Raw genomic sequence first — 16800 nt, forward strand, 5'->3', positions numbered from 1 at the left:
GCCGCTCAGCCGAGCAGCACCGCGTAGCCGGGCTTGATGACATCGTCGATGAAGGCCAACCGCTCGTCGAAGTGGATGAAAGCCGACTTCATCGCGTTCACCGTGAACCGCTCGAAGTCGGCCCAGCCGTAACCGAACTGATCGGCGAGCAGACCGAATTCCCTGCTCATCGTGGTGTCGGACATCAACCGGTTGTCGGTGTTGACGGTGACGCGGAACCGGAGTCGGGCCAGCACGTTGAACGGATGCTCGGCCAAGGAGCCGACCGCGCCGGTCTGGACGTTCGAACTCGGGCACAACTCCAGCGGAATCCGCTTGTCCCGCACGATGTTCGCGATCTGCCCGAGCCGGGCACCCGCGAACGAGTGGGCGGCGAGATCGACCCCGGTGGGCAGTTCGATGTCGTCGAAGACGCGGACGCCGTGGCCCAGCCGGTCCGTCCCACAGAAGCCGATCGCCTCGTGGATCGACGGCAGCCCGAAAGCCTCGCCGGCATGGATCGTGAACGGCGCGCAGTTGGCACGCATGTACTCGAATGCATCGAGGTGACGGGTCGGCGGATGCCCGGCCTCGGCGCCCGCGATGTCGAAACCGACGACTCCCCGGTCGCGGTAGCGGACCGCGAGTTCGGCGATCTCACGCGACCGGGCCGCGTGGCGCATCGCGGTGACCAGGCAGCGCACGGTGATGCTCCGACCCCGCTCGGCCGCCGCCGCCTCACCCTCGGCGAACCCCCGTAGCACCGCCTCGACGACCTCGTCGAGATCCAGCCCGCCCTCGAGATGCTGTTCGGGCGCGTACCGGACCTCGGCGTAGACGACGCCGTCGTCGGCGAGATCCTCGACGCACTCCCGCGCCACGCGCTCCAAAGCGGGAGCGGTCTGCATCACCGCGACCGTGTGGGAGAAGGTCTCGAGGTAGCGCTCGAGCGAGCCGCTGTCGGCGGCTCGGCGGAACCAACGCCCGAGCGTCTCGGCATCGTCGATCTGCGCACCGTTCTCGTCCCGCGGCAAGCCGTCGTAACCCACCTCGTGGGCCAGCTCGAGAACCGTCGCGGGCCGGAGTCCGCCGTCGAGGTGGTCGTGCAGGAGCACCTTCGGGGCGAGGGAGATGTTCGCCGGGGTCAGCGTCGTCATGGAGTGAACCTAACGCGGTCGATGATCAGTGGCCGGGCGCCCGCGCCGACCGCGTGTTCCGCGGCGTCGGGCTCGATGGTCGTCGCCCCGGCCAGGGACGTGCGGGCACCGGCGATCCGGTCCTCATCCTGCGTGTGCACGGTGAACAAGGGTTGACCCGCCCGAACACGCTCCCCCGGCTTCGCATGGATGATGACTCCCGCCTCGGCCGCGACCGCCTCCCCCGGTTTCGATCTGCCTCCGCCCAGACGCCACGCGGCGTCGCCGACCGCCCGGGCATCCATCTGCGCGACGACGCCGTCGCGCGACGCGGTGACGGTGTCGTGGTGTCGTGCCTGCGGTAGCGGCCCGTCCGGATCTCCACCCTGTGCGGCGATCATCGCCCGCCAGGTGTCCATCGCCCGACCGTCGGCGAGATGAGTTGCCGGATCGGCGTCGACGAGCCCCGCGGCATCGAGCATCTCCCGGGCGAGAGCGAGGGTGAGCTCGACGACGTCGGCTGGACCGCCTCCTGCGAGCACCTCCACCGATTCGGCCACCTCGACGGCGTTCCCGATCGCGAGTCCGAGCGGTGTGCTCATGTCGGTGATCAGCGCGCGGGTGTCGACACCGGCGTCGTGGCCGAGTTCGACCATCGTGGACGCCAGTTCGCGGGCGTCGTCCTCATCCGGCAGAAACGCGCCCGAACCGGTCTTGACGTCGAGAACCAGCGCGCCGGTCCCTTCGGCGATCTTCTTGCTCATGATCGACGAGGCCAGCAGCGGAATGGATTCGACCGTCCCGGTGACGTCGCGGAGCGCATAGAGCTTGCGGTCGGCCGGGGCCAGGTCGGCACCCGCGGCGCAGATGACCGCGCCGACCCGCTCCAGCTGGTCGAGCATGTCGGCCGTGCTCACCTCGGCACGCCATCCCGGGATCGACTCCAGCTTGTCGAGCGTCCCGCCGGTGTGACCGAGCCCGCGGCCGGACAGCTGCGGCACGGCGACACCGAACGATGCGACGAGCGGCGTGAGCGGGAGGGTGATCTTGTCGCCGACGCCGCCCGTGGAGTGCTTGTCGACGGTGGCGAGTGACTTCCCGTTCCGCTGCAGCCCGGACAGATCCAGACGGCGTCCGCTGTCGATCATCGCGTGCGTCCAGGACGCGATCTCCCGGCGATCCATGCCGCGCAGACAGACCGCCATCAACAGCGCCGACATCTGCTCCGGCGCCACCTCGCCTCGGGTGTAGCCGTCGACCACCCACGCGATCTGGGCGTCGCTGAGAGCGCGCCCGCCCCGCTTGGTGGCGATGACCGACACCGCGTGGATGATCTCCCGGTCCTCGACCGTCATGAGCGGACCGCGTCGAGATCGTCGGGTCCGAAGGCGTCGGGAAGCAGAGCCGCGAGCGGCCGGGGCCCCGCCGGGTGGTCGACGAGGAGCTCGCGACCGCCGTGCTCGAGCAGCACCTGCCGGCACCGGCCACAGGGCATCAGGACCACTCCGCGGGCGTCGCAGACACTGACCGCCCGCAGTGCCCGGTCGCCCCCGTTCACCAGGGCGGCAACCAGCGCGACCTCGGCGCAGATCCCCAGCCCATATGAGACATTTTCCACATTGCAACCAGCGATGACACGACCCTCGGCCGTGATCCCGGCAGCGCCCACCGGGTACCGGGAGTACGGCGCGTAGGCCCGGTCGATCATCGATTTCGCCTTGTCCCGCAACACATCCCACTCGATGTCAGCAACCACGTGAATCTCCTGTCGCACGGCGTCATCGACCGTTCATCCGGATTTCATCACCGCAAAGCTTGGGTAAGGCAAACCTAAGTCGTAATGTCTTGTCGCTCAGATCGGTTCGGGCAATTTACCACCGGAATGGGCATGGGTTTAGAGTCTCTTCCTATGGGTCCATGGTCGAGTCGGAGCATGCCGATTCGACGCGTCCATCGACGATGTTGGAGGCCACTTTCCCGATGAGCACCTCGACCGAAGTCGCACCCGACCCGGTGCGCAGACGATCTCTTTATCGCGGCGATCCCGGCATGTGGTCGTGGGTCCTGCACCGCATCACCGGCGTCACGATCTTCTTCTTCCTGTTCGTCCACGTGCTGGACACCGCGGTCATCCGCGTCGATCCCAACCAGTACGACGCGATCATCGAGACCTACAAGACGCCGATCATCGGCCTCATGGAGATCGCCCTGGTCGCCTGCGTCCTGTTCCACGCCTTCAACGGTGTGCGCCTGATCCTCGTGGACTTCTGGTCCAAGGGACCCAAGTACCAGCGGCAGATGCTGTGGGTGGCCATGACCCTGTTCGTCATCGTCTTCGGTGCCGGCACGGTCCGCCTGCTGCAGATCCTGTTCAGCCACCTGTAGGAGACACCAGAGATGACCACCTCGGAAGCCACCGGTGTCGCCAAGACCCTCGGCACGCAACACGACCGTCCCGCGAGCCTGGACAACCCGCGCTCGCCCCGCAAGCCCAAGGGCGGCAACTTCGAGAAGAACGCGTGGCTGTTCATGCGGTTCTCGGGTCTGCTGCTCGTCGTCCTGACGATCGGCCACATGTTCATCATGCTGGCGTGGGACGGCGGCGTGCATCGCATCGACGCCTCGTTCGTCGCGGCACGCTGGAGCTCGCCCTTCTGGCAGATCTGGGACCTCACCATGCTGTGGCTGGCCCAGCTGCACGGCGGCAACGGTGTGCGCACCGTCATCGCCGACTACTCCCGCAAGGACTCGACCCGTTTCTGGCTGAACGTGCTGCTCGCCGTGTCGATGATCCTCGTCCTCACGATGGGCACCTACGCCCTCCTGACCTTCGACGTCAACAGCGTCGGCTAGAGGAGACCTAGAACATGCAGGAACACCGCTACGACGTCGTCATCGTGGGCGCCGGCGGCGCAGGCATGCGCGCGGCGATCGAAGCCGCCCCCCGTGCCCGCACCGCGGTGCTGACCAAGCTGTACCCGACCCGCAGCCACACCGGCGCGGCCCAGGGCGGCATGTGTGCGGCACTCGCCAACGTCGAGGAAGACAACTGGGAGTGGCACACCTTCGACACGGTCAAGGGTGGTGACTACCTCGCCGATCAGGACGCCGTCGAGATCATGGCCAAGGAGGCCATCGACGCGGTGCTCGATCTCGAGAAGATGGGGCTGCCCTTCAACCGGACGCCCGAGGGCAAGATCGACCAGCGGCGCTTCGGCGGCCACACCCGCGACCACGGCAAGTCGCCGGTCCGGCGTGCCTGCTACGCGGCCGACCGCACCGGCCACATGATCCTGCAGACGCTGTACCAGAACTGCGTCAAGCACGACGTCGAGTTCTTCAACGAGTTCTACGCCCTCGACATCTGCCTCACCGAGAACGAGAAGGGCGAGCAGGTCGCGACCGGCGTCGTCGCCTACGAACTCGCGACCGGCGAGATCCACGTGTTCCACGCCAAGTCGATCGTCTTCGCCACCGGCGGCTCGGGCCGCATGTACAAGACGACGTCCAACGCGCACACGCTGACCGGCGACGGCATGGGCATCATCTTCCGCAAGGGCCTCCCCCTCGAGGACATGGAGTTCCACCAGTTCCATCCGACGGGTCTGGCGGGTCTCGGCATCCTCATCTCCGAGGCGGTCCGCGGCGAGGGGGGCATCCTGCGCAACGCCGACGGCGAGCGCTTCATGGAGCGTTACGCCCCGACCATCAAGGACCTCGCGCCGCGCGACATCGTCGCCCGTTCGATGGTGCTCGAGGTGCTCGAGGGTCGCGGCGCCGGGCCGAACAAGGACTACGTCTACATCGACGTGACCCACCTCGGCGAGGACGTCCTCAACGAGAAGCTCCCCGACATCACCGAGTTCGCGCGCACGTATCTCGGCGTCGATCCCGTCACCGAATACGTGCCGGTGTTCCCGACGTGTCACTACGTCATGGGCGGCATCCCGACGAACATCAACGGCCAGGTGCTGCGGAACAACGACGAGGTCGTGCACGGCCTGTACGCCGCGGGCGAGTGCGCGTGCGTGTCGGTCCACGGGGCCAACCGCCTGGGCACCAACTCGCTGCTCGACATCAACGTCTTCGGACGCCGGGCGGGCATCGCCGCGGCGGACTACGCGAACTCGGCCGAGTTCGCCGAACTCCCCGAAACGCCCACCGAGATGGTCGATTCGTGGCTCGAACTGCTGCTCAGCGACCACGGCCACGAACGCGTCGCGGACATCCGCACCGAACTGCAGGCGTCGATGGACGCCAACGCCTCGGTGTTCCGCACCGAAGAGACCCTCAAGCAGGCCCTGACCGACATCCACGGGTTCAAGGAGCGCTACGCCCACATCCGTGTCCATGACAAGGGCAAGCGGTTCAACAGCGATCTCCTCGAGGCCATCGAACTCGGCTTCCTGCTGGAGATGGCCGAGGTGACCGTGGCGGGAGCCCTGAACCGCAAGGAATCGCGCGGCGGCCACGCCCGCGAGGACTACCCGGATCGTGACGACGTCAACTACAAGCGGCACACCATGGCCTACAAGAAGGGCACCGATCTCCTTTCGGACATCGAGTTGGAGTACAAGCCGGTCGTGGAAACCCGCTACGAGCCGATGGAGCGTAAGTACTGATGACATCTGTTCTGGACAAGCCCGCGCCGTCCTCCGACGAGCCGCCGTTGCCACCGGTGCCCGACGAGGCCACCATGGTGACGCTCAAGATCTTCCGCTTCAACCCGGAGAACCCCGACGCCCAGGGCTTCGAGAGCTTCCGCGTCCCGGCGCTGCCGACCGACCGTCTGCTCAACCTGCTCCTCTACGTGAAGGGCTACCTCGACGGGACACTCACGTTCCGTCGGAGCTGCGCCCACGGCGTGTGCGGCTCGGACGCGATGCGGATCAACGGCGTCAACCGTCTCGCCTGCAAGCTCCTGATGAAGGACATGCTCCCCAAGGACAAGTCCAAGGAGATCACCATCACCATCGAGCCGATCCGCGGCCTGCCGGTGGAGAAGGATCTCGTCGTCGACATGGAGCCGTTCTTCGACGCGTTCCGCGCGATCAAGCCGTTCCTGATCACCTCGGGTAACGAGCCGACCCGCGAGCGCATCCAGAGCCAGGCCGACCGCGCCCGTTTCGACGACACCACCAAGTGCATCCTGTGTGCCTGCTGTACGACGAGCTGTCCGGTGTTCTGGACCGAGGGCTCCTACTTCGGCCCGGCCGCGATCGTCAACGCGCACCGGTTCATCTTCGACAGCCGTGACGAGGGTGCCGTCGAGCGTCTCGACATCCTCAACGACGTCGACGGTGTGTGGCGCTGCCGCACGACCTTCAACTGCACCGACGCCTGCCCGCGTGGCATCCAGGTCACCCAGGCGATCTCGGAGGTCAAGCGCGCGCTCATGTTCTCGCGCTGACCCTTTCGAACTCTCTCTGCAGCCCGGCAACGGCCCGCACCCTCAGGGGTGCGGGCCGTCGTCGTCGGTGACGGTCGAGGTGGCCCTCAGGGTGCTTCCGGGCGGAAAAGGCCGGCGACAATGGATTCCGCGCTGCGCGCCTCCTCGTCCGGCTCGGCGGGCCACAGCAACATGGCGAGCACCGAACGGATGAGGAACCGCGCATCCGCGGGGTCGTCGGGATCGACGCCGACCAGATCGGCGGCCACCGCGTGCACCGCGGGAGACGACAGGACCGTCGGCGTCGCGTCGATCAGGTTGTCCGGTCGGAGGAACTGCCGGATGACCCGGTCCCCCCGCAGGGCCCGCAAGGTCTCGATGATCGCCGTCCGGGCACGTTCGGGTCCCGTGAGGTCGGCGATCGACGCCCGGATGGCGGACAGCACCGGCGCCGAGGTGGTGGCCAACACGGACTCGATCACCGCGGCCCGCCCGCCGGCGTGCCGGTAGATCGTCGCCCTCGAACAGTGCGCCCGGCGACCGAGCTCGTCGAGATCGAACGCGTCGAGTCCGCGCCGGGCGATGAGAGCCGCGGCGTGCGCGACGAGGCGTTCGCGGGCGGCGTCCCGCCGTTCACCACCGACCAGCCAGTCCTGGGCCACGAGCCCTCCATTCTCACCATGAGACGGATTGCACCCTCTGGGCGCCCGTCACCCGCTGGTCACGACGCTACGGTGAGACGGTACCGCGCGCCAGGCGATCCCACCGATCTCTGCTTTCCGGATTCGCGTGCCACCGCGTCCGCCGCCGTCGACCCTGGTGTCATGGACACCACCGAGGACCCCACGACCTTCTACTCGCGCCTTCACACCGACTCCCCGGTACAGCGCATCGGCGACTCCTCGTTCTTCGCCGTCGGCTCCTGGGATCTCATCGCCGACGCGGTCCGCCGCCCGGAGGACTTCTCGTCGAACCTGACCGCCACGATGGTGTGGCACGGCGACGGCTCGGTCTCGGAGTTCCCGGTCGCGGGTCTGGGTGATGCGGTGCACGTCCTCGCGACCGCCGACGGTGCGCGCCACCGGGATCATCGCAAGCTCGCGATGACGTCGGTCTCGCCGGCGCGGATCCGAGAGCTGGAGCCGACCATCCGCGGGCACCTCGAGCGATCCTGGAGCGCCAATCTGCACGACGGTCGGATCGACTGGGTGAGCGCTGTGGCACAACGGATTCCGATGGCGGTCGCGTGCGAGCTGCTCGGATTCCCGGCCGACCACCGTGCCGCACTCACCCGGTGGGCGATCGCGACCAATGTCCTGATCGACGGCGTCATCACGCCGGAGCAGCTGACGACGGCGACCGCGGCGGTCGGCGAGCTGACGGGGTATCTGTCAGCGGCGTTGACCGGCGCCGGGAGCGAAGCGAGCGGGCCGAATGACACCGGCGCCGGGAGCGGAGCGAGCGGGCCGAATGACACCGGCGCCGGGAGCGAAGCGAGCGGGTCTGGCGCGCGGACTGCGTTGGCCGAGGTGGCCGCCCGCGTCGCGGCGGGTGGCCTCGACCACGAGTCGGCCGTGATGATCCTGTTCCAGTTGGTGGCCGCGGGCGCCGAGTCCACCACGAGTCTGCTCAACAGTGTCGTCTGGCTCTTGGACCGTCATCCCGAGGTCGTCGATCGTCTGCGCCGGGACCCCGAACTCATCCCGGTGTTCGTCGAGGAGGCACTGCGACTCGAGACCCCGTTCCGTGGCCACTTCCGGCACGTCGTCGCCGACACCACGCTCGGCAACACGCGGCTTCCGGCCGGTTCGCACGTCTTCCTGATGTGGGGTGCAGCCAACCGCGACCCGGCCCATTTCGACGACCCCGCTGCGATCGACCTCGATCCGGCGGCCCGGAGGTCGCACCTCGCATTCGGCAAGGGTCTGCATCTGTGTGTCGGGGCCGCACTGGCGCGGCTCCAGGCGCGACTCGCGACAGAGCATCTGCTGACTTCCACCTCGACCTTCCGCATCGATCTGGGGCAGACGCACTGGGAGCCGGGGGTTCTCGTCCGCCGTTTCACCACGCTGCCGCTGACGGTCACCACCTGACGCAGGGACAGGCCCGCACTCCGAGGGAACCGATCCGGCGCTCGATGCGTCGAAGAGAGACCGAGGACGACCGGACGGTCGCCGGATCGGCTCTCGCACATCGAACGGAGTTCCCCATGGCCCGCGCCCTGTTGTTTCGGCTGCTGTTGACGTTCGCGGTGAGTGTGCTCGCCTGCCTTCTGGTCTTCACCCCGGCCGCGGCAGCACCCACCACCGACACCCAACGGATCACGATCATCCTGACCTCCGACCAGCAGCACAACGGCGCCGTTGCCTGGACCGACGCGGACGGCCGACTGCGGACACAGTCCGATGTCCCACTTCTGCAACGGGATTCGGAGGGCAACTGGACGGCGTCCCTGGTGTACACGAGAGCCGCGGGCGATGTGCCGGTCGACGCCCTGTTCCAGTCCGGCGGTCGCCTCTCCCGATGCGAGATCCGGATCGACGGCGAGCACGCCGCCGACCACACCGCAGACGGCCCGCGCCCCACGAGCTCGTGTCGCACCGGTTGATCCCGGCGCTGTGCACCCCCCGGCTCGATCCACTCCCGACCGCGTCGACGAGAGGAATGGCCGCCGCGGCCGTACGCTTGCTCTCGTCATGAGCACCAGAACAGAGCGGATCGAGCCGCCGGAGCGGCTGCGGGTCTTGGAGATCCGGCATGCGGAGTCCGAGCCGCCGGGCGCATACGGGCCCGCGTTGTACGACACCACCGAGACGACCACGCTACGGATCTGGCGCGAGTCCGCGTCGGTCGATCTGACGGGTTTCGACGCCATCGTCGTTCTGGGCGGCGCGATGGGCCTGGGTGACGCGGGCCGTATCCCATGGATCGGCGACGAACTCGACCTGTTGCGTCGAGCCCGGGACCGGGGAATGCCCATCTGGGGCGTCTGCCTGGGTGCGCAGATGTTGGCCGCGGCGCTCGGCGGCGAGGTGTACACCGGTGACGCACCGGAACTCGGCGTGCACCGCGTGATCCTGAACGACGCGGGTATGGCCGATCCGGTGTGGGGCGGTGCGGTCACGGCACCCACACCCCGCGAGATCGACACTGTGCAGTGGCATTTCGACACCTTCACCCTGCCGCCCGGGGCGACACTGCTCGCATCGTCGGAAACCTGCGTCGCTCAGCTGTTCCGCGTGGACAACTGCTACGGCGTGCAGTTCCACCTCGAGGCCGGCGGCGAGCTCGTCGGCGACTGGCTGTCACATCCGGATTCGCGGTCCTCGGTGGTCGAGGTACTCGGCGAACCCGCCACCGATCGGTTCCCCGCCGACGCGGCGGCCACCGAGAGCGTGACCGCACCGATGGCGGATGCGGTGATGCGGCGATGGCTGCACGAGGTCGTCGGCAACGGGCGCTCCCGCTGGTAACGTGCGGCCGATGACCTCGACGTGGACTCGTCGTACCGCGTGCGCTCTCGTCGCCGTGCTCACCTTCGGGCTCGTGGGCCTGGTCGTCGGTACCGAGCCCGCGGTCGCCGTCCCGCCGCCGGCCCCGCCGCCACCGGCCATCACCACTCCGGCCACCGAACACTGCCCACACAAGGTCGCGACGCCGCCCGCCGTCGACGAATCCGAGGTCGTCGCGCCCGGTTCGCCGACCCCCACTCCCCTGCCGGTTCCGTCGCCGGCCGTCGGCGGTGACGAACTCGCCGGCTGCGGCGTCGTCGCCGATCCCGCCGCGGGACCTGTTCCGCCGCGCCTGACCTCGGCCGGCTGGTTGATCGCCGACCTCGGGTCCGGGCGGGTCATCGCCGCCAAGGACCCCCACGGCCGTTACCGGCCGGCATCGACGATCAAGGTGCTGCTCGCCCTCGTCGTCCTCGACGAACTCGACCTCGCCGCACGCGTCGAACCGACCCCCGAGGACTGGACCGCCGAGGGCGACTCCTGCGGTATGGGGCCCGGGGGTGTCTACACCGTGCGCGATCTGCTCACGGGCCTGTTGTTGGTGTCGGGAAACGACTGCGCGCACGCCCTCGCGCGTCAGCTCGGCGGCGTCGACGCGGCTCTGGAGAAGATGAACGATCGGGCGGAACTGCTCGGCGCGCAGGACACGCGAGCGGCGAGCCCGTCCGGCCTCGACGCCGCCGGAATGTCGTCGTCACCCTACGACCTGGCGCTGTTCTTCCGCGCCGCACTGGCCGAACCGACGTTCCGCGAGATGATCGCGCTGCGCACCTACCGCTTTCCGGGATATCCGCGGCGCCCCGACGTGCCGGGCGACAAGGATCACCCGGCCTACGACATGTACAGCACCAATCGCCTTCTCCTCGACGGTTATCCGGGGATCATCGGCGGCAAGACCGGTTACACCGACGACGCGCGCAAGACGTTCGTCGGAGCCGCCGAACGGGACGGCCGGACGGTGGTCATCGTGCAGATGTTCGGCCTGTCCGTCGACGGCGACCTGTACTGGGATCAGGCCGCGTCGATGTTCGACTACGGATTCCGGACCGACCCCACCATCTCCGTGGGCCACCTCGTCGAACCGTCGTCGCCGGAGCGGACGTCGTCACCGGACGGGGCGTCGTCGTCACCGCCCGACCCACAGACCGAGAAGCGAGCCACGGCAACGGGTTCCGATCGAGCGTCGTCCACTTCCGTCCAGGTTCTGATCGGACTCGTGGCCGCGCTCGTGGCGGTGATCCTGATGCTGCTCGGCCTGCGACTCGCCGGCCGGCGCTGACTCGCGGCACGAGATCCCGGCTCGGACCGGCCCGGACCGGGTGTCAGCGTCGCCGGAGGACTCCGACGAGCGCGGCGACTGCCGCGCCCACACCGGCGGCGGCCGCGAGCGCACCGGCCCGGGGCGCCGGGTTCACCTCGACGGTCGGCGAGATCACCACCGGCCGCCGGAGTTCCGCGTCGGGCTCCTCGACCACCTGATACGAGCTGTTGATGGGGTCGGTCGCACACCAGGCGGTGGCGTACAGGACGATCCGCGACGCCAGATACGCGAAGACGAAGACACCGAGGATCGGGCCGAACGCAACCCCGGCCGGGGAACTGAGGACCGACTGAAGGTACAGTCCACCAAGCGATTTCATCAGCTCGAAGGCGATCGCGATGATCAAGCCGGCCTTCATCGCGTGTGTCATGGGCAAGGGCACCAACGGAAGCCGCGCGAGCACGAAGGTGAAGAGCAGCCAGCTGGCGACGACGGACACGAGGATGGCGACCGCCCGCACCACGACCGGGGCCCACGACGCGTCGTCGAGTCCGACCCAGGAGAGCATCGTGGTGGTGAGGCCGCTGTTGCCGAGGGTCGTCAGCGCCATCGTCACAGCGAAGGCGATACCCAGCAACGCGAACGTGAGGAGGTCCCACACCTTCGACAGCACGGGGTTGCGGTCGACGCGGCCTCCGTACATCTCGGTGAAGGCCACCCGGACGCCGGAGATCCACCCGATCCCGGTGAACGCGGCACCGATCAGCCCGACGATCCCGACCGCGGCGCGCGAGGAGATCGCCGAGTCGATGACCTCACTGAGTTGCTCACCCATCTTGCCCGGCGCGGCTTCGACGATGGCCTTCTGCAGGTCCTCCAGCAACTGGGGCTGATTGGCGAGCACGAAGGCCGCCACCGAGAACACCACCATGATGATCGGGACGAGCGCGAGGATGCCGTTGAAACTGATGGCTGCGGCGTACACGTTGCCGCGCCGATCGTTGTAGCGCTCGACGGTCTGCACCAGATGCTCGACGGCGGGCCACTTCTCTCGCGCCGCCGCGAAGGCCGCCTTGGCCTTGTCGACGGTCGACTTCCCGGTGTCCACCGCCGACTTCGCAGTGTCCACCGGCGATTTCGCGGTGTCCACCGGCGATTTCGCGGTGTCCACCGGCGATTTCGCGGTGTCCACCGGTGATTTCGCCGGGTCTGGCGCGGAGGTCATGAATGGCCTTCCTGGTCGGAGCGCGGGGACCGGCCGTCCCTGTTCGGTCCCGGTACGGGCGTCCTGCGGGTCCGGTGTCACCGGCCAGGCGCCAGGAACCCCACCTTGTCATAGACAGATGCCAGCGTCTCGGAGGCGACGGTCCGAGCGCGGGCCGCGCCCCGGGCCAGGACGGCGTCGAGTTCGGCCGGGTCCGAGAGGTATTCGTCGACGCGCCCCCGTAGCGGGGTCACGAACTCGGCGAGTACCTCCGCGGTGTCGACCTTCAGATCGCCGTAACCCTTGCCCTCGTACTTGGCGACCAGATCGTCGACGCCGACGCCGGACAACGCCGACTGGATGGTCAGGAGGTTGGAGACGCCCGGCTTCTCGGCGACATCGAACCGGATCTCCGATCCGGTGTCGGTGACGGCGGAGCGGATCTTCTTCGCCGAACGCTTGGGGTCGTCGAGCAGGTTGATCAGACCCTTGTCGGTCTCGGCGGACTTGCTCATCTTGGCGGTCGGGTTCTGCAGGTCGTAGATCTTGGCGAATTCGGAGACGATGTGCGCCTGCGGCACCTTGAGCACCTTGCCGAAGCGGGAGTTGAAGCGTTGCGCGAGATCGCGGGTGAGTTCGAGGTGCTGCCGCTGATCCTCCCCGACGGGCACCCGGTCGACTCCGAACGCCAGGATGTCGGCGGCCATCAGGATGGGATAAGTGAACAGGCCGACACCCGCCGCGTCGACGCCCTGCTTCGCCGACTTGTCCTTGAACTGGGTCATCCGGCTCGCCTCGCCGAAGCCGGTGATGCACGACAGGACCCACGTCAGCTGTGCGATCTCGGGGATGTGGGACTGGACGTAGATGGTGGAACGCTCGGGGTCCACGCCGACGGCGAGCAACTGGGCAACGCTCAGACGGGTGCGGTCGGCCAGGACCTTCGGCTCGAACGGCACGGTCAGCGCGTGCATGTCGGGGATGAAGTAGAACGCGTCGAAATCGTCCTGCAACGCCACCCACTGCCGGACGGCGCCGAGATAGTTCCCGAGGTGGAAGGAATCGCTGGTCGGCTGGATGCCCGACAGCACACGCGGGCGGGTCGGCACCGCACCGGCCGACGGGTCTCCGGTGCGCTCTGCGTCGCTGGTCATGACGCCCAGTTTGTCAGATCCCGTCACTCGTACCGCACGGTGACCGGCGCATGGTCGGACCAGCGGAGGTCGTATGCCGCGGCACGTGCGACCTCGGCCTTGGTCGCGCGGCCGGCCAGCATCTTGTTGGTGAGCTGGTAGTCGATACGCCACCCGGAGTCGTTGTCGAAGGCTTTTCCGCGCCACGACCACCAGGAGTAGGGACCGGCGTCGTCGGGGAACAGCTCGCGCATGACGTCGCGCCACCCGGCCGCCAGCAGATCGGCCACCCACGCACGCTCATGTGGCAGGAAACCGGGGCTCTTCAGATTGCCCTTCCAGTTCTTGATGTCCGCCTCGGCGGGCGCGATGTTCCAGTCGCCACCGACGACGACATGCCGGCGACGACGGACGAGCCGGCCGAGATGGTCGCCGAACTCGGCCATGAACCGGACCTTCTCGTCATGTTTGGCGATGTCCTTCGCGGCGTCGGAGAGCGCGGCCCCCTTGGGGAGGTACAGGCTCGCGGCGGTCAACGGCCCCAGATCGGTGTCGAGGTCGACCTCGACATAGCGCCCGAGTTCGTCGAACTCGGCGCTCCCGAACCCGACCCGCACCGCGGCGGGTTCGCCCCGGGTCAGCACGCCGACGCCCGCGTGGCCCTTCACGGCCGACTCGCTCATCGTGAGATGCCAGCCCTCGGCCAACGCCGGCGCCAGGGCGTCGCGGGCGAGTTCCGCACTGGCCCGGACCTCCTGCAGCAGGACCACGTCCAACCCGGACCCTTCCAGTCCGGCCTGATCGAGCCAGGGCAGGAAGCCGCGGTTGGCCTCCGACCGATGTTTCACCGCTGCGCGGATTCCGTTGACGTTCACCGTGGAGATCGTGAGTGGCACGGGGCCACATCCTACGGACCGGGTCGGACAGCCCCGGCCGGCCGTGGCCACGGCGCACATGCCGAGATAGAGGTAAGGCAACCCTTGTGCGGACACCCTAAGATATGTAAGCATTGCCTAATCCAGGCACGAAGGTGAGTCCGAAGATGTTCGTTTGCATATGCCGCGCCGTGACGGTCGACGAGGTCCACGCCCACTGCGACGCAGGTGCGTACACCGTCGACGCGATCAGCGACCGATGCGGCGCGGGCGAAGGCTGCGGAACCTGTCTGGACCAACTGCACGACATCCTGAGCGAAAGGGCGTCAACCGCGACGACCGCTGCATGACCTGACAGCCGACCCGACGAACCTCGCGCGACACGACGCGCGGGGGGTTTTGTCGTGTTACGGTTCGACCGGACATTCACGGCGAACCGGAGGCTGACACATGCGTGGCGACGACGAGGTCATCGAACTGCTCAACGAACAGCTCACCAGTGAGCTCACGGCGATCAACCAGTACTTCCTGCATGCGAAGATGCAGCAGAGCTGGGGGCTGACCGAGATCGCGGCCAAGACCCGGGCCGAGTCGATCGAAGAGATGACGCACGCCGAGATCCTGACCGATCGAATCCTGTTCCTCGATGCCCTCCCCAACTACCAGCGCCTGCTGCCGCTGCGTATCGGACAGTCGATCCGCGAGCAGTTCGAATCGGATATGGCGATCGAGGTCGAGGTCGTGGAACGACTCCGCCCCGGAATCGCGTTGTGCCGGTCCAAGGGTGACATCACGAGTGCGAACCTCCTGGAGCAGATCCTCGCCGACGAGGAAGAACACATCGACTACCTCGAAACCCAGCTCGAGCTGATCAACAAACTCGGCGAGCAGCTCTATCTCTCGAAGACCATCGCCACACCGCCGACCAACAGCTGACCCACGCGTTCGGTCAGGATCCGACCGGCCGGCGCCGCGACGTCGCAAGGGCCACCACGGTGACCGCGATGCCGGCCAGCGCGAGCAACACCCCGACGACCGACGGTGCGAGATACCCGTAGCCTGCGCTGACCACCACACCACCGAGCAGCGCGCCGGCCGCGTTGGCGATGTTGAGTGCCGAATGGTTCAACGCGGCGGCCAGGGTCTGCGCGTCAGCAGCCACATCCATCAGCCTGGTCTGCAGCGCGGGCAGCATCGCCGTACCGGTGAGCGCCACCATGTACGTGAGAAACAGCGCTGCCCAGGCGTTCTCAGCCAGCACCGCGAACGCGCCGAGCGATAGGGCGCTGGCGGCGAGGCCACCGAGGATCGCCACCGACACGCTGCGGTCGGCGATGTAGCCGCCGACGAAGTTGCCGGTCACCATGCCCAGTCCGTACAGCATGAGCGCGAAGGGCACGACCGACACCGACAGCCCGGTGTCAGTGGTCAACGCCGAGTTCAGATACGTGTAGAACGCGAACATCCCGCCGAATCCGACGGTCCCGATGACGAGGGTGAACCAGACCTGGGACCGCTTGAGTGCACCGAGCTCGGTGAGCGGATCGGTGGTCTTCATCCCGGTGAGCGCCGGAAGGGCGCGCATCAGTGCGATGACGGTGGCGACCCCGATGACGACGACGATCGCGAACGCCGACCGCCAGCCGAAGGTCTCCCCGAGCCAGGCGGCGGCCGGCACGCCGAACACGTTGGCAACCGACAGACCGAGCATCACCTGCCCCACGGCCTTGGCGCGATTCCGCGGGCCCGCGAGGTGAGCGGCGACCAGCGCCGCGACGCCGAAGTAGGCGCCGTGCGGCAGACCGGCCACGAACCTCGCCACCAGCAGCAGCCCGTAGTCCGGCGCGAGAACCGTGGCCAGGTTGCCCACGGTGAACGCCACCATCAAACCGATGAGCAACGTGCGTCGAGACATCCTCGCGGTGAGCGCCGCGATCAGCGGAGCCCCCACCACCACACCCATCGCGTACGCCGAGATGACATGTCCGGCAGTCGGTTCGGACACTCCGAGCGAGCCGGCGATGTTGGGCAGCAGACCCATCGCGACGAACTCGGTCGTACCGATCCCGAAACCGCCGAGCGCGAGGGCGAGAATCGTCCAGCGACGTACCCGGCGGGACACGCCGACCGAGACGGCCCCCTCGGGACGGTGGACCTCCGGAGCGGCGAGCCGATCCGTCAGCGAGACGTCGGCCGGGGCATCGGTGGTGGAAAGAGCGTCAGACACGGTTGATGCCAACCGTGTCCGGGAGGCCCTGATTCCGGACCCGGCGGTGAGTTCATTCACACCCCCCTGCCCGCGCGATCATCG

17 protein-coding genes and 1 pseudogene are annotated in these 16800 nt (G+C 67.9%); 10 read left to right on the top strand and 8 right to left on the bottom strand.

Annotated features, from left to right (window positions below; genetic code table 11):
- Nucleotides 1-5: 5 nt before the first annotated feature.
- The 3 genes from AB4Z55_RS18955 to AB4Z55_RS18965 are packed head-to-tail and all read right to left on the bottom strand — an operon-like array spanning nt 6 to nt 2871.
- Nucleotides 6-1136, bottom strand: coding sequence for an adenosine deaminase (locus AB4Z55_RS18955; protein WP_369520297.1), 1131 nt, complete (start codon nt 1134-1136; stop codon nt 6-8).
- Nucleotides 1133-2470: a thymidine phosphorylase gene (locus tag AB4Z55_RS18960; protein WP_239400463.1), complete on the bottom strand. Its 1338-nt coding sequence runs from the start codon at nt 2468-2470 to the stop codon at nt 1133-1135. The genes AB4Z55_RS18955 and AB4Z55_RS18960 overlap by 4 nt, the downstream gene beginning before the upstream one ends.
- The gene (locus tag AB4Z55_RS18965) at nt 2467-2871 is read right to left on the bottom strand and encodes a cytidine deaminase (RefSeq protein ID WP_004021680.1); all 405 of its coding nucleotides are present in this window, start codon (nt 2869-2871) and stop codon (nt 2467-2469) included. The genes AB4Z55_RS18960 and AB4Z55_RS18965 overlap by 4 nt, the downstream gene beginning before the upstream one ends.
- Before the next feature lie 224 nt (nt 2872-3095).
- Here AB4Z55_RS18965 and sdhC point away from each other — a divergent pair, with 224 nt between their 5' ends.
- Genes sdhC through AB4Z55_RS18985 form a run of 4 tightly spaced genes read left to right on the top strand, consistent with a single transcriptional unit; the run spans nt 3096 to nt 6525 of the window.
- On the top strand, nt 3096-3500 hold the full coding sequence (sdhC, locus tag AB4Z55_RS18970) for a succinate dehydrogenase, cytochrome b556 subunit (RefSeq protein ID WP_004021681.1): 405 nt from the start codon (nt 3096-3098) through the stop codon (nt 3498-3500).
- 12 nt (nt 3501-3512) lie between these two features.
- Nucleotides 3513-3968: a succinate dehydrogenase hydrophobic membrane anchor subunit gene (locus AB4Z55_RS18975; RefSeq protein ID WP_004021682.1), complete on the top strand. Its 456-nt coding sequence runs from the start codon at nt 3513-3515 to the stop codon at nt 3966-3968.
- 14 nt (nt 3969-3982) lie between these two features.
- Nucleotides 3983-5737 carry a succinate dehydrogenase flavoprotein subunit gene (sdhA, locus tag AB4Z55_RS18980; RefSeq protein ID WP_004021683.1) on the top strand — a complete coding sequence of 585 codons (1755 nt, stop codon included), beginning with the start codon at nt 3983-3985 and terminating at the stop codon, nt 5735-5737.
- Nucleotides 5737-6525, top strand: a complete 789-nt coding sequence (locus AB4Z55_RS18985; protein ID WP_004021684.1) for a succinate dehydrogenase iron-sulfur subunit — start codon at nt 5737-5739, stop codon at nt 6523-6525. Before sdhA ends, AB4Z55_RS18985 begins: the two co-directional genes overlap by 1 nt.
- A 42-nt stretch (nt 6526-6567) precedes the next feature.
- Here AB4Z55_RS18985 and AB4Z55_RS18990 read toward each other — a convergent pair.
- Nucleotides 6568-7166, bottom strand: a pseudogene (locus AB4Z55_RS18990) (TetR/AcrR family transcriptional regulator).
- A gap of 162 nt (nt 7167-7328) precedes the next feature.
- On the opposite strand from AB4Z55_RS18990, the gene AB4Z55_RS18995 reads away from it, so the two are divergent.
- The 4 genes from AB4Z55_RS18995 (at nt 7329) to AB4Z55_RS19010 (ending at nt 11295) form a co-directional block, all read left to right on the top strand.
- Entirely contained in the window at nt 7329-8597 is a 1269-nt protein-coding gene (locus AB4Z55_RS18995; protein WP_369520298.1) for a cytochrome P450, read from the top strand.
- 116 nt (nt 8598-8713) lie between these two features.
- A complete protein-coding gene (locus AB4Z55_RS19000) occupies nt 8714-9112 on the top strand; it encodes a hypothetical protein (protein ID WP_369520299.1) in 399 nt (132 codons plus the stop codon).
- An 88-nt stretch (nt 9113-9200) separates the two neighbouring features.
- On the top strand, nt 9201-9977 hold the full coding sequence (locus tag AB4Z55_RS19005; RefSeq protein WP_369520300.1) for a type 1 glutamine amidotransferase: 777 nt from the start codon (nt 9201-9203) through the stop codon (nt 9975-9977).
- A 10-nt stretch (nt 9978-9987) separates the two neighbouring features.
- Entirely contained in the window at nt 9988-11295 is a 1308-nt protein-coding gene (locus tag AB4Z55_RS19010) for a D-alanyl-D-alanine carboxypeptidase family protein (RefSeq protein ID WP_369520301.1), read from the top strand.
- A 43-nt stretch (nt 11296-11338) separates the two neighbouring features.
- On the opposite strand, the gene AB4Z55_RS19015 is transcribed toward AB4Z55_RS19010, so the two are convergent.
- The 3 genes from AB4Z55_RS19015 to AB4Z55_RS19025 form a co-directional block, all read right to left on the bottom strand.
- Nucleotides 11339-12502, bottom strand: a complete 1164-nt coding sequence (locus tag AB4Z55_RS19015) for a YhjD/YihY/BrkB family envelope integrity protein (RefSeq protein WP_369520302.1) — start codon at nt 12500-12502, stop codon at nt 11339-11341.
- A 77-nt stretch (nt 12503-12579) separates the two neighbouring features.
- On the bottom strand, nt 12580-13635 hold the full coding sequence (gene trpS / locus AB4Z55_RS19020; RefSeq protein WP_033203737.1) for a tryptophan--tRNA ligase: 1056 nt from the start codon (nt 13633-13635) through the stop codon (nt 12580-12582).
- A 23-nt stretch (nt 13636-13658) separates the two neighbouring features.
- Nucleotides 13659-14510: an exodeoxyribonuclease III gene (locus tag AB4Z55_RS19025; RefSeq protein ID WP_369520303.1), complete on the bottom strand. Its 852-nt coding sequence runs from the start codon at nt 14508-14510 to the stop codon at nt 13659-13661.
- A 146-nt stretch (nt 14511-14656) separates the two neighbouring features.
- On the opposite strand from AB4Z55_RS19025, the gene AB4Z55_RS19030 reads away from it, so the two are divergent.
- Nucleotides 14657-14839, top strand: a complete 183-nt coding sequence (locus AB4Z55_RS19030; RefSeq protein WP_010841902.1) for a bacterioferritin-associated ferredoxin — start codon at nt 14657-14659, stop codon at nt 14837-14839.
- Nucleotides 14840-14939: 100 nt separating this feature from the next.
- Nucleotides 14940-15425 (top strand): bacterioferritin, encoded by a 486-nt coding sequence (gene bfr, locus AB4Z55_RS19035; protein WP_004021693.1) that lies wholly within the window; start codon nt 14940-14942, stop codon nt 15423-15425.
- Between the two features lie 13 nt (nt 15426-15438).
- Here bfr and AB4Z55_RS19040 read toward each other — a convergent pair whose 3' ends face one another.
- On the bottom strand, nt 15439-16716 hold the full coding sequence (locus AB4Z55_RS19040; RefSeq protein ID WP_101819266.1) for an MFS transporter: 1278 nt from the start codon (nt 16714-16716) through the stop codon (nt 15439-15441).
- Between the last annotated feature and the right edge of the window lie 84 nt (nt 16717-16800).

This window comes from Gordonia sp. ABKF26, assembly GCF_041103195.1.
Classification (GTDB): domain Bacteria; phylum Actinomycetota; class Actinomycetes; order Mycobacteriales; family Mycobacteriaceae; genus Gordonia; species Gordonia terrae.